Origin of the sequence: Streptomyces lydicus (assembly GCF_004125265.1) — a bacterium.
Classification (GTDB): domain Bacteria; phylum Actinomycetota; class Actinomycetes; order Streptomycetales; family Streptomycetaceae; genus Streptomyces; species Streptomyces lydicus_C.
The window spans coordinates 4,262,225-4,277,603 of record NZ_RDTE01000003.1 but is presented as its reverse complement, the minus strand read 5'-3'; the positions used below and the strand labels follow the sequence as shown (position 1 = coordinate 4,277,603).

Annotated in this window: 13 protein-coding genes; 7 read left to right on the top strand and 6 right to left on the bottom strand. The window is 71.4% G+C overall.

Annotation, left to right across the window (positions count from 1 at the left end):
- The first annotated feature begins 22 nt into the window (after positions 1–22).
- Complete coding sequence (locus tag D9V36_RS21070; protein WP_241720960.1) at positions 23–1,666, top strand: PLP-dependent aminotransferase family protein; 1,644 nt, start codon at positions 23–25, stop codon at positions 1,664–1,666.
- 21 nt (positions 1,667–1,687) lie between these two features.
- On the opposite strand, the gene D9V36_RS21065 is transcribed toward D9V36_RS21070, so the two are convergent.
- A complete protein-coding gene (locus D9V36_RS21065; RefSeq protein ID WP_129295152.1) occupies positions 1,688–2,149 on the bottom strand; it encodes a nuclear transport factor 2 family protein in 462 nt (153 codons plus the stop codon).
- 108 nt (positions 2,150–2,257) lie between these two features.
- A complete protein-coding gene (locus D9V36_RS21060) occupies positions 2,258–3,154 on the bottom strand; it encodes a pyridoxamine 5'-phosphate oxidase family protein (protein WP_431357759.1) in 897 nt (298 codons plus the stop codon).
- Positions 3,155–3,369: 215 nt separating this feature from the next.
- On the opposite strand from D9V36_RS21060, the gene D9V36_RS21055 reads away from it, so the two are divergent.
- Positions 3,370–3,912: a CGNR zinc finger domain-containing protein gene (locus tag D9V36_RS21055; RefSeq protein WP_129298575.1), complete on the top strand. Its 543-nt coding sequence runs from the start codon at positions 3,370–3,372 to the stop codon at positions 3,910–3,912.
- 210 nt (positions 3,913–4,122) lie between these two features.
- Positions 4,123–4,524 carry a hypothetical protein gene (locus D9V36_RS21050; RefSeq protein WP_129295150.1) on the top strand — a complete coding sequence of 134 codons (402 nt, stop codon included), beginning with the start codon at positions 4,123–4,125 and terminating at the stop codon, positions 4,522–4,524.
- A gap of 213 nt (positions 4,525–4,737) precedes the next feature.
- Here the strand turns inward: D9V36_RS21050 and rocD are convergent, their stop codons facing one another.
- The 3 genes from rocD to D9V36_RS21030 form a co-directional block, all read right to left on the bottom strand.
- Positions 4,738–5,982, bottom strand: coding sequence for an ornithine--oxo-acid transaminase (rocD, locus tag D9V36_RS21045; protein WP_129295149.1), 1,245 nt, complete (start codon positions 5,980–5,982; stop codon positions 4,738–4,740).
- Positions 5,982–6,809, bottom strand: a complete 828-nt coding sequence (gene ddaH / locus D9V36_RS21040; RefSeq protein WP_129295148.1) for a dimethylargininase — start codon at positions 6,807–6,809, stop codon at positions 5,982–5,984. The genes rocD and ddaH overlap by 1 nt, the downstream gene beginning before the upstream one ends.
- Positions 6,810–7,087: 278 nt before the next feature.
- Entirely contained in the window at positions 7,088–7,582 is a 495-nt protein-coding gene (locus tag D9V36_RS21030; RefSeq protein ID WP_129295147.1) for an Lrp/AsnC family transcriptional regulator, read from the bottom strand.
- 251 nt (positions 7,583–7,833) lie between these two features.
- Between D9V36_RS21030 and D9V36_RS21025 the strand changes: the two genes are divergently transcribed.
- The 4 genes from D9V36_RS21025 (at position 7,834) to D9V36_RS41025 (ending at position 13,590) form a co-directional block, all read left to right on the top strand.
- Complete coding sequence (locus D9V36_RS21025; RefSeq protein WP_129295146.1) at positions 7,834–8,820, top strand: ATP-grasp domain-containing protein; 987 nt, start codon at positions 7,834–7,836, stop codon at positions 8,818–8,820.
- Positions 8,817–9,794, top strand: coding sequence for an alpha-L-glutamate ligase (locus tag D9V36_RS21020; RefSeq protein ID WP_129295145.1), 978 nt, complete (start codon positions 8,817–8,819; stop codon positions 9,792–9,794). The genes D9V36_RS21025 and D9V36_RS21020 overlap by 4 nt, the downstream gene beginning before the upstream one ends.
- A gap of 154 nt (positions 9,795–9,948) precedes the next feature.
- Positions 9,949–12,207 (top strand): terpene synthase family protein, encoded by a 2,259-nt coding sequence (locus D9V36_RS21015; RefSeq protein ID WP_129295144.1) that lies wholly within the window; start codon positions 9,949–9,951, stop codon positions 12,205–12,207.
- Between the two features lie 270 nt (positions 12,208–12,477).
- On the top strand, positions 12,478–13,590 hold the full coding sequence (locus D9V36_RS41025; RefSeq protein WP_164992999.1) for a hypothetical protein: 1,113 nt from the start codon (positions 12,478–12,480) through the stop codon (positions 13,588–13,590).
- A gap of 19 nt (positions 13,591–13,609) precedes the next feature.
- Here D9V36_RS41025 and D9V36_RS21005 read toward each other — a convergent pair whose 3' ends face one another.
- Entirely contained in the window at positions 13,610–15,307 is a 1,698-nt protein-coding gene (locus D9V36_RS21005) for an FAD-dependent monooxygenase (protein ID WP_129295142.1), read from the bottom strand.
- Positions 15,308–15,379: the final 72 nt, after the last annotated feature.

Below are 15,379 nucleotides of genomic sequence, written 5' to 3'. Positions count from 1 at the left end.
ACCGTGCCGGGACAATGGCCCGGTGCACAGGTCCAAAGAACGGCCCACGGACAAGTCCATAACTCCTCCGGTTCCTCCGGTTCCTCCGATCTCTTCGGCTCCTTCGGGCTCCCCAGACCCCTCCGGCTCCTCCGACTTCCTGCAGCTGAACATCGCGGAAGCACCCGCGGGCGGCCGGTCGGACTGGCTCGCCCGGGAGTTGCGGTGCGCGATCGCGGACGGCCGACTTCCGGTCGGGAGCAGACTGCCCGCCACCCGCGTGCTCGCCGCTGAGCTGCGGGTATCGCGCGGTGTGATCACCGAGGCGTATCAGCGGCTGACCGAGGACGGGCAGCTCGCCGGGCGGAGGAGAGCCGGGACCGTGGTCGTCGCCGCGCCCGTGACAGCCACGGCCGGGGCCACGGCGAGCTCCACGGAGATTTCCACGGCGAGGGCCCCGGCGAGGGCCACGTCGAGCTTCACGGTGCGAGGCACAGCGAGGGCCACGGACGCGGCACCCGCCGTGCACCGGGACCGGCCCACCACACCGTTCGCCGCTCCCCCCGGCCCGGAGATCTTCGACGAGCTGCGCACCGCGCCCGCGCGGATCGACCTCTCACCCGGCCTACCCGACCTGTCCGCCTTCCCCCGTGCGGCCTGGCTCCGCGCCGAACGCGCGGTGCTCGCCGGCCTCGCGTCCACCGAGCTCGGCTACGGGGACCCCCGTGGCACCCCGGCACTACGGCTGGCCGTCGCCAACTGGCTGGCCCGTAACCGCGGGATCAGGGCGGAGCCGGACGAGGTGCTGATCGTTTCCGGTACCGCGCAGGCCCTCGGCCTGATCGCCCAGGTGTTGCACCGTGACGGGATCCGGGAGACCGCGGTGGAGGACCCCGGGTCCCTCGGAGCGCAACAGCACCTGCGCCACTGGCAGCAGGCGACGCCGCCGGTGCCGGTCGACGAGCACGGGATACGGGTCGACGCGCTGCGGGGGAGCGGTGCGCGGGCCGTACTGCTCACCCCGGCGCACCAGTTCCCGACCGGAGTGGTGCTCGACGGCGGCCGGCGCCGCGAGCTGATGCGCTGGGCGGCCGACGGCGGCCTGATCATCGAGGACGACTACGACGCCGAGCACCGCTACGACCGTGCGCCGGCCCCCGCGCTGCGCTCCCTCCTCGCCGACCAGGTCTGCTACGCCGGCAGCATCTCCAAGCTGCTCGCGCCCGCCCTGCGGGTGGGCTGGGTGCTGGCGCCGCCGCGGTACCGCACCGCGCTGGCCGACGCCAAGCGGTTCGCGGACCTGGGCAATGCGGCACTGCCGCAGCTGGTGCTGGCCCGGCTGATGGAATCGGGCGAGCTGGAGCGCCGGTTGCGACTGCTGCGCAGGCGTCACCGGCAGCGCCGGGACGCCATGATCGCGGCGATCCGGGCCCAGCTGCCGGGCGCGACCGTGCACGGTGCGGCGGCCGGCCTGCATCTGACGATCACCTTCGCGCCGGACGTCTGCCGCGGCTCCGATACGGACCTGGCCGCGGCGGCCCTCGCCCGCGGCGTCAAGGTCCAGCCGCTGTCCTGGCACCGGCAGCTCCCCGCCGCTCCGGGCCTGGTCCTCGGCTATGCCGCCCGCACGCCGGGCGAGATCACGGAGGGCGTGGCGGTCCTGGGGGAGGCGTTGAAGGGCGGGTGAGTCCGGGGCGTCTCCTGCTGCTCAGCGGAAGGGAAGGGGCCGTCCCTTCTCCTCCTCCGGGCGGGGGCCGAAGATGCGGCGTTCGTCGCCGGTGATCGCGACATCGTGGATACCGGCCTCCCGGCGGCGCATCAGGCCTTCCCCGTCGAACTCCCACAGCTCGTTGCCGTAGCTGCGCCACCACTGGCCGGCCGCGTCATGGGACTCGTACTGGAAGCGCACCGCGATGCGGTTGCCGCTGTAGGACCAGAGCTCCTTGCGCAGCGCGTAATCCAGTTCGCGGGCCCACTTCCGGTGCAGGAACGCGATGATCTCGTCGCGGCCGGTGAGGAAGGTGTCCCGGTTCCGCCAGACCGAGTCCTCGGTGTAGGCGAGGGCGACGCGCTCCGGGTCGCGGGTGTTCCAGGCGTCCTCGGCCGCTTGGACCTTCCGCAGCGCGCTCGGCTCGTCGAACGGCGGGAAGGGCGGGCGCGGTGGTGCCATGGGGGGCTCCTTCTCTTGGCTGTGGGGGGCGAGAGAACCCGGACGGGCTCTTTGCCGGGGGCGGCTCGGGGGGTGGCTCCGGGGCGTAGGGAGGCGCCACCCGGAGGTTCATGCGCTGTCCCCTACGGGTGGGTTGGCGGGGGAGTACTCGGGTGTGGACCAGCGCAGCGGGCTGGCGTGCGGGGTCTCCACGGCTTCGGCCACCGTGAAGTGCAGGGTGCGGCCGGCCGCGCCGAATACGGTGGTCGCGGTGCCGGTGAGCTGGAGCGTGCTGCCGGTGCTCCAGTCGACGAACAGCAGGCCGGCGCGGGGATCGCCTTCGAGATTGCCCAGGGTCAGGAACATCGCGTTACCCGGGTAGTCCTCCCAGGAGAGCTCGTTCGGCGAGAGCACCCGGACGAAGCCGGGGTAGCCGCCGCGGTGGCCGGCCTCGGCGCCGTCGGCGGCCGCGGTGGCGATGAAGAAGGTGTCGGCGGCGCGGATGAGCCGCTGCTGCTCGGCGGTGAGCTCCCGGCTCCGCCGCGCGGCACCGGCCGGAGCGGGGACCGGGGCCCGGAGCGTCCGCCGCTGCAGGTACTTCGGGCAGTTGGCGAAGACCTGCTCGGTCGCCACCACGAATCCGCGGGGCGTCGGTGCGGCCGCGCCGTTGAGACGCAGACGGCGCCGGGTGCGGGGATCGAGGGCGAGGGTGCCGACAGGGGTTCCCTCGGTCGCGAGGGCCGTGGTGAGCGGGTCGCCGTCCGGTGGGCCGCCCGTGACCGCGATCCGGCGGGGGCCGGTGGCCCGTACGAATCCGGGGGTGCCGGTGAGCAGCGAGCTCCACATCCGGCCGGCCTCGTCCGCCGCGCCGATCACCAGCATCGGCTGCAGTCCGAGGAAGGCCGCGGTCACCTCGCGCAGGCCCGGCCCGATGGAGCGGCCGATGCGATCGGCCACGGCGCGTACGCCGAGCCGGTCCTGCACGGCGCGCGAGCCCTCGTGGTACGGATCGTCCACGGTCCTCAGCTCCTCGGGTCGAGCCGCCGGTCTAACTGGTGAAATTAACGTTAGAGGTTAGTGGTGTGCGCGGGCAACCGCTTACGTACCCTTGAGTGGTTAGCCCGAGGGGCGCCGACCTCAGAAGGCGGGCGCGAGAAGAGGGCGCGATAAGTCGGACGCCGGAAGTCGGACGCCGGAAGTCGGACGATGGAAGACGCCGGCAGAAGGAGGAGGCAGGGATGATGCCCGCACTCGACCCCCGTCCCCTGACCGGAGAGCCCGTCTCGCTGGATCTGCTGAACACCCGCTGGATGTCCGACGGCGTACGCCAGGATCTGCTCACCGGCCCCGAGGGGCTGCGCACCTGGCTCGTGAGCAACGGTCTCGACCGCCGCTTTCCCGTCGATGCCGCCGCACTGGAGCATGTGCTGCTCGCCCGCGAGGCCCTTGCCGTCGCCGTCGACGACCCCGGCGGCACGGCCGGTGCCGAGGGGGTCAACGCCGTACTCGATCATGGCCGGATCCGTGCCACTCTGACTCCCGAAGGCCCCGGCGAGGTGGCGGAGTTCCAGGATCCGTCCTGGGGTGCGGCCTGGACCGCGGCCCGTGACTACCTGGATCTGCTGCGCACCGCCCCCGACCGGATCCGCAGTTGCGCGCACGGGGCGTGCATCCTGCACTTCTTCGACACCTCGCGGAACGGCACCCGCCGCTGGTGCTCGATGGCGGTCTGCGGAAACCGCGCGAAGGCTTCCCGTCATTACGCGAGGACGCGGGCCGTCTGACCGACCTTCGGCCCGGGCCGCTCCCGTTGCTCGCCGCTGGTCACCGCTGCTCACCGGCCGCGGTGAACAGCAGCTTCTCCCCTCTGGTGGCACGTCAGTTCGGGGCTCCGATTAAGATCAGCCAAGCGACCACGGTCCCCGCCACGCCCCATTCGTGGCGGGGCCGTTGTGTCTTCTGCCGGTACACCGAGGAGAGGATTCCCCCCACACATGACCCGTTCGAAGCTGCTCCGTGGGCTGACCGTCGCCGGAACGATCGCGCTGAGCGCCGTTGCCACCACCCCGGCCGCGCACGCCGCCGCGTCCTCCTGCACCCACGACTGGTCGGGCCCGCAGGTCTGCATCAAGGCCGACGGCCATGACGGGACGCCCAACCCCGGCACTGTCACCGCCTCCTGGACCAACCCGCCCAAGAGCCGGAACTCCGCGACCGTCTACATCACCAACTCGGAGGGCACGAGCTACTCCTTCAAGGCGAAGCGGTCCGGTGGCCAGATCGTCGGTCACACCGTCCCGGGGCTGCAGCCGAGCGGCAGCACGCTCTGTGTCCGTTTCGAGGGCAGCTCGCACAAGGCCTGCCTCGAAATGATCAACCGCAACGGCTCCTTCTAGGGGACGACGGCTCCCTCTGGTTCCAGGGCGCGCCGGCTTCCTCTGGTCCCAGGGCGCGCCGGCTCCCTCTGGAGGGCACGACTCCTTCCAGGGCGCCACGCGGACCGACGCGGGCACCACGCAGGCACCACGCGGACACGACGCAGGCACCACGCGGACACGACGCGGCCGCAGCTCACCCGAGCTGCGGCCGCGTCGGCCTTCCGGCGGGGATCAGGCCAGCGCCCGCTCCAGGCTCGCCAGCGCCGCGTCCAGTTCCTCACCGGTGATGGTCAGCGGCGGGGCCAGCCGGATCGTCGAGCCGTGGGTGTCCTTGACCAGGACGCCTTCCTTGAGCAGGCGTTCGCTGATCTCCCGGCCGGTGCCGAGCGCGGGGTCGATGTCGACGCCGGCCCACAGGCCGCGGGCGCGGAAGCCGGTCACGCCCTTGCCGGTCAGCGTGGCCAGACCGCTGCGCAGCCGTTCGCCGAGCTCGGCGGCGCGGCGCTGGAACTCTCCGGTCATCAGCAGCTCGACGACGGCCGAACCGACCGCCGCCGCCAGGGGATTGCCGCCGAACGTCGAACCGTGCTGGCCGGGGCCCAGTACGCCGAGCACGTCCCGGCGGGCGACGACCGCGGAGACCGGAACGATGCCGCCACCGAGCGCCTTGCCGAGCAGCAGCACATCCGGCACCACGGACTCGTGCTCGACGGCCAGGGTGGTGCCCGTGCGGCCCAGCCCGGACTGGATCTCGTCGGCGATGAACAGGCACCCTGCCCGCCGGGTCAGTTCGCGTACGCCGGTGAGATAGCCGTCGTCGGGGATCAGGACGCCCGCCTCGCCCTGGATGGGCTCGATCAGTACGGCGGCCGTCGTCTCGTCCACCGCCGCTTCGAGCGCGGCGAGATCGTTGTAAGGGACGGTGCGGAAGCCGGGGGCGAAGGGCCCGAAGCCGACGCGCGCCGTGTCGTCGTCGGAGAAGCCGACGATGGTGGTCGTCCGGCCGTGGAAATTGCCGCCGGCCACCACGATCGTCGCCCGGTCCGCCGGGACGCCCTTGACGTCGTACGCCCACTTGCGCGCGACCTTGATGCCGCTCTCCACCGCCTCGGCGCCGGTGTTCATCGGCAGGACCATGTCCTGCCCGGTCAGCTCGGCGAGGACTTCGGCGAAGCCGGCGAGCCGGTCGTTGTGGAACGCGCGGGAGGTGAGGGTGAGTTGGTCGAGCTGGCGGTGCGCGGCCTCGATCAGGGCCGGGTGGCGGTGGCCGAAGTTGAGCGCCGAGTAGCCGGCCAGCATGTCGAGGTAGCGGCGCCCCTCGACGTCCTCGACCCAGACCCCTTCGGCGCGCGCGACCACCACGGGCAGCGGGTGGTAGTTGTGCGCCAGGACCGGGCCCTCGGCCTGGATCAGCTCCGCGGACGAACGGGGAGAACGGGGAGCGTGCACGCGGGCGGTACGGGTGGGAGCGGTCATCAGCGAATCTCCTGGGTGCAGCACTTGATGCCGCCGCCGGCCTTGTGGAACTCCGAGAGGTCGACGGGGACGGGGACATAACCGTGCGCGGTGAGCTGGTCGATCAGGCCGGTCGCCTGCGGGGCGACGAAGACATGGCGGCCGTCGGAGACGGAGTTGAGGCCGAAGGCCAGGGCGTCGTCGCGGGTGGCGATCACCGCCTCGGGGAAGAGCCGGCGCAGCACTTCACGGCTGCCGGTCGAGAACGCCTCGGGGTAGTAGGCGACATTCGCCTCGCCCGTCTCCGCCGTCTCCTCCAGGACGAACAGCGCGGTGTCCAGGTGGTAGAAGTACGGGTCCACCAGCTGCAGGCCGATGGTCGGTACGCCGAAGAACTCCTGGACCTCGCGATGCGCGGCCGGCGTGGTGCGAAAGCCCGTACCCGCCAGGATGTAGCGGCCGGCCGGGATGAGATCGCCCTCGCCCTCGCACGGCGACTCGGGCCGGTAGACGTCGTACCCGGCCGCCTTGAACCAGGTCTCGTACTCCACGGACTCCGGCCGCCGCTGCGGCGCGTGGAAGGACGAGCCGAAGACCCGGCCGCCCACGACGAGCGCGGAATTCGCGGCGAACACCATGTCGGGCAGCGTGGCCACCGGGGGCACGGTCTCCACCGTGTGCCCGTGGTCGCGGTAGGCGCTCATCAGCGCCTCCCACTGGCGCCCCGCGAGGGCGGTGTCCACCGGGATGTCCGCACTCATCCACGGATTGATCGTGTAACGCACTTCGAAGTGTCTGGGCTCGCAGACCAGATAGCGCCGGGGGCGCGACACACGACTCTTCGGCACGGGACGTTCCCTTCGCTTCCTTACGGGCTTGCGGGGTACTGCGGGGTACCGCGGGGCGACCGGTTGTCACTGAGGGTCACCCGCGGTCCTTCCACGGTAAGGAGCGACGGATTCGGGCCACAAGAAACAAATGCTGCTCATCAGCGCAGGAATGCTGCGTGGTCATGCCGGTGGGAGCCGGTTTGCTGCGCGGTCGCGTGGCGTGCATGCCCCGCTGTGGCGCACATACCCCGCTGCGGACGACGGGCGCCACCGGCGCGTGGTGCGTCGGCCCCGTGTCAGGGCGCGGAGCCGCCCGAGGACTGGCTGGCGCCCGCCTCCGGGCTGTCCGGCAGCAGATGGGACAGCACCATGTAACTGATCGTCTTGCGGATGAACGGCTCGGCCCTGATCCGTTCGAGCACCCCCTCGAAGTGCTCGACATCCTTGGCCCGTACGTGCAGCAGCGCATCGGCGCCACCGGTCACGGTCATCGCCGCGGCGATCTCCGGATGGTTGCGCACCACCTCCGCGAGCCGCCGGGGCGGCGCCGCGCCGTCGCAGTACACCTCGACATACGCCTCGGTCAGCCACCCCAGGGCGGCCGGCCGGACGGTAGCGGTGAACCCCGTGATCACGTTGTTCTCCCGCATCCGGTCCACCCGCCGCTTCACCGCGGTGGACGACAGCCCGATCGCCGCACCGATCTCCGCAAAGCTCGCCCGGCCGTTGTCGATCAACGCCGCAACAATCTTGCGGTCGAGGTCGTCGAAGGGCGCGGCTTTGTTGGTCACTGGGCCTCCCGAATCCCGCTGGTCCGTGCCGGTCCGTGCTGGTCCGAACCGCTTGAACCGGTCCGTGCCGGTCCCTCTCCGTCGTGGTCGCCTCACGGTAGCCGGACGCGGGGAAGCGGGAGAGCGGACAGGCGGGCGGTGCCGGGTGCGTAGGTCCGCGGTCTTCGGCGGAGTGCGCATGGGATCCTGGTACGTCATGGTTCTGCCGGACGGACGGTGGACGGACGTGCGGCGATGATGAGGGTGCCCCGATGAGACTCTGCTTCCTGGTGGAGGAGCAGTACCGCCACGACGGCATGCCGTTGGACGTCATCCGCCAACTCGGTTCCTGGGGACACCAGGTGGACGTGCTGTGGCCGGGCCGCTCGCTCATCCCCATATCCGAGGCGATTTCGGCCGGCAGCCATGATGCCTGGGTGCTCAAGACCGTGTCCGGCGGTCCGGGGCTGACGCTTCTGGAAGCCGCCGCTTCCGTCGGGCTGACGACGGTGAACGATGTCCGGGCGATCCGCGGCGTACGCGACAAGGCGCTGGCCGCGGTGATCGCCCGCCGCAGCGGGCTGCCCGTCCCGGCGACGTATGCGGCGGCCCGCCCGGAGGAGTTCGCAAAGATCCCCGAGGCGGAGTTCCCCCTCGTGGTGAAGCCCGCTGACGGCAGTTCCGGGCGTGCGGTGCGGCTGGTGGCGACGCCGGACCGGCTGCTGGATCCCGTGGAGGCCGACGGTGCCGGGGACCCGGGCGCGCCGGGCGGAGGACTGCTCATCGCCCAGCCCTATGTGCCCAACTCCGGTACGGATCTGAAGGTGTACAGCGTCGCCGGCGAGCTGTACGCGACCGAGCGGTGCTCCCCGCTGCATCCCGCGCACGCCGTCCGCGAACGTCAGGTTCCGCTGACCTCCGACATCGCCCGGATCACCGCCGAGATCGGCACGGTGTTCGGCCTCGATCTGTACGGGGTCGACATCTTGCTCGGACCGGACGGCCCGGTGGTCGTGGACATCAATGACTTCCCGAGCTTCCGTCAGGTGCCGGACGCGGTCGCCCGGGTGTCCGCCGCGATCCTGGAACTCGCCCGTCGTGGGACGGCGGGGCCTGCCGCGGCGAAGGCGGGTGACGCGGCGAGGCCAGGGGTCGCTGCGAAGCCGGGGGGCGCTGCGGCCTCCGTGACACCCCCGTTCACCGTGCCGCCCGTGCCCCGCCCCAGTCGGCCCGCGGCCTCGATCGGTGGTGGCCGGTGAGGATTGGGCTGGTCACCGCGGATCCCGGCCATCCGCTGCTGGCCGCGGTCACCGAGCTGCTGACCCCGGAGCATCAGGTCGTATGGCTGGATCCGGGCGGCGAGGGGCAGTGCCCGGATCTGGGCCTCTCCGCCCCGCTCGACCTCTCGTCGCTCGCCGATGTCTATCTCCTCAAGGCGCGTACGCCCCGGGCGCTGGCGCTTGCCGCCCTCCTGGAGGAGCACGGTGCCCCGGTGCTCAACTCCGCTGCGGCCACCGCGCGATGCCAGGACCGGGTCGAGATGGCGGCGGTGGCCCGCGCGGCCGGGCTGCCGTTCGCCGGTACCGCCGCCGTGGCCACGGTCGGGGAGCTGGCCGCGGCCGGCGAACCGGACGGGCCGCTGGTGATCAAGAGCCGGTTCAGCCGGCGCCATGACCTCGTGGCGCGCGCCGACAGCGCCGTACGGCTGCGGGAGCTGGCGGCCGACTGGTCCGATGAGCCGGTGGTGGTACAGGAGTTCACCGCCAACAGCGGCTGGGACCACAAGCTGTGGGTGGTCGACGGGCGGCTCTTCGCCGGATTGCGCCGGTCGGAGCTTGCCCCGGACGGCCGCGGGCCGACGCTGCCACTGCCGGTCGGTGAGCTGCCCGAGAGCTGGACCGGTGCCGCGCTCCGGGTCGGTGAGGTCTTCGGTCTGGACGTCTACGGGGTGGACGTTCTCGACGCCGGTGGCGGTGCGCCCCTCATCGTGGACATCAATGCCTTCCCCGGCATCCGCGGCCAGGCCGGCGCCCCGGAGGCGCTGGCACAGCTCGCCCTGCGCACGGCCGCGAGGGGCCGGAGCCTCGACGTCGGCGAGCGAGGCGTCGGCGAGCGATGGGGCGGTGAGCGACGCGTCGGCGAAAGCGGCTCCGGCGAAAGCGGCTCCGACGAAAGCCGCTTCAGCGAAAGCCACTCCGGCGAAAGGAAAGTGGCAGAAGTCGGCGAGAAGTAGCCCCGTTCGGAGGGCGCCGAACCGAAGTGAACCGGTGGCGGAAGCTCCTCCTCCGTAAGGCCTAACGCGTTGACCCCTGGGGTAGCGCTGCTCCGTCCGGAGGGCGTGGTTGCCCGCGCCCTCCTTCCGTACGTAAGGGGAGAGGCCGGCAACGGTGACACAGCCATTCGAACTGCCTGACTTCTATACGCCCTACCCGGCGCGGCTGAACCCGCATCTGGAGACGGCGCGTACGCACTCCAGGAAGTGGGCCCGCGACATGGGGATGCTGGAGGGCTCGGACATCTGGGAGGAGAAGGATCTCGACGCCCACGACTATGCCCTGCTGTGCTCCTACACCCATCCGGACTGCGACGCAGACGCGCTCTCGCTGGTGACCGACTGGTATGTCTGGGTCTTCTTCTTCGACGACCACTTCCTGGAGGCGTTCAAGCGGACGCTGGACCGGGAGGGCGGCAAGAAGTACCTCGACCGGCTGCCCGCCTTCATGCCGATGGAGCTGACCGCGGCCGTTCCCGAACCGGCCAATCCCGTCGAGGCGGGGCTCGCCGATCTGTGGGCGCGCACGGTGCCGCACATGTCCATGGCGTGGCGGAAGCGGTTCGCCGAGAGCACCGAGCATCTGCTCAACGAGTCGCTGTGGGAACTGTCCAACATCGACATCCACCGGGTGCCCAACCCCGTCGAGTACATCGAGATGCGCCGCAAGGTCGGTGGCGCGCCCTGGTCGGCGGGCCTGGTGGAGTACGCGACCGGCGCCGAGGTGCCCGCGGCCGTCGCCGGCTCCCGTCCGCTGCGGGTGCTGCGCGACGCCTTCTCCGACGGGGTGCATCTGCGCAACGACCTCTTCTCCTACCAGCGGGAGACGGAGGAGGAGGGCGAGCTGAGCAATGGCGTCCTGGTGCTGGAGACCTTCTTGAACTGCACCACCCAGGAGGCCGCGGACGCCGTCAACGACCTGATCACCTCGCGGCTGCAGCAATTCGAGAACACCGTGGTCACCGAACTCCCCGCGCTGTTCCTCGAACAGGGGCTGGACCCCCGGTCCTGTGCGGATGTGCTGGCGTACGCCAAGGGGCTCCAGGACTGGCAGTCGGGCGGCCATGAATGGCATATGCGCTCCAGCCGCTATATGAACGGCGGCGGCTCCGCAGCCGACACCTCGCGGCCCTGGTCGCCCTTCTCCCCGGTCGGATTCGGCACCTCGGCGGCGAGCCTGGCCGGCTCGCGCCGTCTCCGCAGCTCCACCCATGTCCCGCACCAGAAGGTCGGCCCCTCACGCATCCCCGACCTCTTCATGCCGTTCACCACCACCCTCAGCCCGCATCTGGAGGGCGCCCGCCGCCGGGTCGTCGCATGGGCGCACCGGATGGGGTTCTTCGGCCCGCAGCCCGGGGTGCCGCTGTCCGATACCTGGGACGAGCCCGCCATGGTCCGCTACGACCTGGCGCTGTGCGCGGCCGGTCTCCACCCGGACGCCACTCCGGAACAACTGGACCTCGACGCCGCCTGGCTCGCGTGGGGCACCTACGCCGACGACTATTACCCCCAGGTCTTCGGGCGGACCCGCGATATCGCTGCGGCCAAGGTGTGCACCGAGCGGCTGTCGGCCTTGATGCCGGTCGGCCCGGGCGACCCGTCGGCCGCCGTGCCCGAGCCGGTCAACGCGATGGAACGCGGGCTGTCCGACCTGTGGACACGTACGGCGGGACCGATGACCTCCGAGGCGCGCCGGACGTTCCGTACGGCCGTCGACACGATGACGGCCGGCTGGCTCTGGGAGCTCGACAACCAGCTCCACCACCGCATCCCCGACCCCGTCGACTACATCGAGATGCGCCGCGCGACCTTCGGCGCCGACCTCACCATGAGCCTGAGCCGCATCGGCCACGGCGGCCAGATCCCGCCGGAGATCTACCGCACCCGCACCCTGCGCTCCCTGCAGAACGCCGCGGCCGACTACGCCTGCCTGCTGAACGATGTCTTCTCTTACCAGAAGGAGATCGAGTACGAGGGCGAGATCCACAACGGCATCCTGGTCGTCCAGAACTTCTTCGACTGCGACTACCCGACCGCGCTGAACATCGTCAATGACCTCATGACCTCACGGATGCGCGAGTTCCAGCACGTCGCGGCCCATGAACTCCCGGTCGTCTGCGATGACTTCGACCTCTCGCCCGAGGCCCGCAAGGCCCTCGGCGGCTACGTCCACGAGCTGGAGAACTGGCTGGCCGGCATCCTCACCTGGCACCGGGGCTGCCTGCGCTACACCGAGGCCGAGCTGCGTCATCCCGTGGGTTCGCCGGGGCGGCTGGGCGCGCCGAACGGGCTGGGGACGTCGGCGGCCCGTCTCTTCCGGACATCGGGCGCGGGCGCGGGCGCGGTCACGGTCGCGGGGGTGGGGGTGGGGTAGGGGGGCCGGGCGGTTCCGACGGTCGGGCCGGTCCTGCGGGGTCTGACGGTCGGGCCGGTCCTGGAGGTCCAGGCGGTCCGGCCGTCCCTCGAACAGCGGCCCCGGGGCCCCGCAATGCCTCCCCCGGGCTCCTGCTGGCTGGTGAATATCCCGTCCGGGGTGAATATACCGATATGTCATCGGGAACCCCACATGGCGAAATCCCGCACGGGTGTGACCGAGGGCCGGACCGCTGCCCATGGCTGACGAGGAGTTCCGACTGTGCGACGCATGATCGCTTTGCTTGGCGCTGTGGCCTTCACGGGGGCGTCCGCCGCGTTCGTCCCCACCGACGCCGAGGCCGTCTCCGGCGTCATCACGTATCACATCCGGCAGGGCAACCGGATGTACCGGATCGAGGACCCCGGCGACGACCACTGCTACGGAGTGGGCGAAGGGGCCGGCGAGGTGGACAACGACACCCCCACCGACCTGATCCTCTACAACGGTCGTGACTGCACCGGATCCGTGGTGACCAGGGTGCGCGCCGGATCCTGGGTCAACGCACGGTTCGGGAGCCTGCGGCTGAGCGCGGACGGCCCGCGGTACCCACAGGATCCGGACGACCGGGACACCACGGCGCGTGCGGACGACCCGGACGGCCCGGCGCGTTCGGACGATCCGGGGCGTGCGGATGATTCGCGGCGTGCGGATGAAGTGGGGCGCTCGGATGGCCCGGGTGACGCGGACGGCCCGGCGTCTTCGGGCGGCCCGGAGGACGCGGACGGCCCCGGGAACGCGGACGGGCCGGGGAACGCGGACGGGCCGGGCGACTCGGACGGGTTCGGGAACGCGGATGGCTCAAGGGACTCGGACGGTCCCGGGAACTCCGACGGACCTGGGGACTCGGACGGCCCCGGAAACTCCGACAGCGGGGATCAGTCTGCCGACACGGAGCGTCCCGTGGATCCGGTGAATGCCGCGCATCCGGTGAGCGCCAAGCACCGGGTGAACACCGGGCACTCGGTGAGCGCCAAGCATCGGGTGAACACCGGGCACTCGGTGAGCGCCAAGCATCGGGTGAATACGACGCACCCGGCTAGTGCTAAGCATCGGGTGAACGCTGGGCACAGGGTGAGCGCTGGGCACCGAGTGAACGCCGGGCACAGGGTGAACACGGCGCACCGGTCGCGCCCGGGGAATCCGGGAAGCCCCTTGCGTCCGGGGATCCCCGCCAACCAAGGGAGCCCGGTCAGCCAGGGGAGCCCGGTCAGTCAGGGGAGCCCCCTCGCCCCGGGAAGCCCCGTGTACCCCGGGCTCGTCCACTCCGGTCTGGTCTACCCCGCGCTCATCCATCCCGCGCTCATCCACCCCGGCCTCATGTACCCGGGCTTCGCCGGCTGACGACGTGCACGGTCGCCCCTCAGTCCCCTGCGGGGCGACCGGCCCAGCTGGTCAGTGCGCGGAAGCGTTCGGTGCGGCGGGTCTGCACCTCCGTGCTGCGGGTGGCCCAGGCGATATGGCCGTCGGGGCGGACCAGGATCTCGCGCACCCCGTCCAGATCGGTGCGGGATTCGCACTCGGTGACGCTGAGTGCGGTCACCCGCTTCCCCCATCTGGCCTCGACGGACTGCCGTATCTCCTGGTCCCCCGCGAGGTCGAGCAGGACGAACCGGCCGTGCGGGAGGAGTTCGTAGAGGCGTAGCGACTCCGCGCCGGTCGCCGTCAGCGCGATATCGGGCATCCGCCGTCCCACCAGCAGGTCGGCGTCCGTGCCGGCCGCGAGATAGGCGGTGTCGAGCGCGGAAATCCGCCCGGCGAGGCGTCGGTTGACCTCCTCGATGTCCAGGAGTTCGGTCAGCAGCGCGCGCAGTGCGGCGGCCGGCCGCTGGTACGGCGGGAGCAGGGCCAGCTCCGCCAGCAGCGTCTGGACCTCGGTGTTCTCCGTGACCGCCTGCCCGACCGGGTGCCGCTCGGCGTGATAGCTGTCGAGCAGGCCGGGCGGGGCCCAGCCGTTGATCTCGGCGGCGAGCTTCCAGCCCAGGTTCATCGCGTCCTGGAGCCCGGTGTTGAGACCCTGGCCGGCCGCCGGGAAGTGAATATGGGCGGCATCGCCGGCCAGCAGGACGCGCCCGGCACGGTAAGAGGCCGCGAGACGGGTGGCGTTGCCGAACCGCGACAGCCAGCGGGGCCGTGCCACCCCGCAGTCGGTTCCGCAGATCCGTCGCAGGGAGGCCCGGAACTCGTCGAGGGTCAGTGGTTCGGCGGACGGTGTCCGCATCCGCTGTGGGTCCAGGAGGACGATCCGGGTGGCGCCGCCGCTCTCCCGTTCGTCCTCATGCCCGGGTCCGGCAGGGGGTTCCGGCTCCAGCGGTACGGCCAGTACGCCATGGGCCCGCGCGCGGTCGAGGGCTGCCGGGTCGACGGTCGCGAAATCCCCCAGCGCTCCGCTCAGCGTCTCGTCGGTGCCGGGAAAGCCGATCCCGGCGGCCCGCCGCACCACGCTCCGCCCGCCGTCGCACCCGACCACATACCGCGCCCGTACGGTCTCCAGGGTGCCGCCGGGGCCGCGGAGGTCCACTTCCACGCCGGTCTCGCCCGATTCCCTGCCGCCTCTGCTCCCTCTGCCGCCCGCGTCGCCGCCCTTGCCGCTCCGACGCAGTCCGACCACCTCGTATCCGCGCCGGACCGGCACGGCGAGTTCGCTCGCGCGCTCCGCCAGCAGCTGTTCGGTGCGGGCCTGGGCGAGGAACAGGGTGTAGCCGTGCCGGGTGTCCAGCGCGCTGAAGTCCAGCCGGGTGTCCAGCCCCGCGAAGTGCCACCCCGGCACCCGGCGGCCAGCTGCCAGGAACCGTTCCGCCAGGCCCCGTTGGTCCATCAGCTCGATACTGCGCGGATGCAGTGTCAGCGCCCGTGAATCCCGCTGTGCCGTGGCCCGCCGTTCGAGGATCTGCACCCGTACGCCGGCGAGCGCCAGTTCGGCACCGAGCAGCAGCCCGGTCGGCCCCGCGCCCACCACGATCACATCGGTGCCGGTGCCGGTGCCGGTGCCGGTGCCGGTGTCGACGTCGGTGCTGGTGCTGGCGTGGGTATCGGCGGTGAGATCCCTGGCGGCATGCATGACTGGCCTCCGGTCGAGGTGTGCCCAGATTTAATGAACGGTGTTCACGTGAACGTTGTTCACTATAGTGAG

Coding starts and splice junctions, on each gene's coding strand:
- rocD (WP_129295149.1), bottom strand. CDS start 5,982: ATGACCGCTCCCACCCGTACCGCCCGCGTGCACGCTCCCCGTTCTCCC.
- D9V36_RS21050 (WP_129295150.1), top strand. CDS start 4,123: ATGACCCGTTCGAAGCTGCTCCGTGGGCTGACCGTCGCCGGAACGATC.
- D9V36_RS41025 (WP_164992999.1), top strand. CDS start 12,478: ATGATCGCTTTGCTTGGCGCTGTGGCCTTCACGGGGGCGTCCGCCGCG.
- D9V36_RS21055 (WP_129298575.1), top strand. CDS start 3,370: ATGCCCGCACTCGACCCCCGTCCCCTGACCGGAGAGCCCGTCTCGCTG.
- D9V36_RS21065 (WP_129295152.1), bottom strand. CDS start 2,149: ATGGCACCACCGCGCCCGCCCTTCCCGCCGTTCGACGAGCCGAGCGCG.
- D9V36_RS21005 (WP_129295142.1), bottom strand. CDS start 15,307: ATGCATGCCGCCAGGGATCTCACCGCCGATACCCACGCCAGCACCAGC.
- D9V36_RS21025 (WP_129295146.1), top strand. CDS start 7,834: ATGAGACTCTGCTTCCTGGTGGAGGAGCAGTACCGCCACGACGGCATG.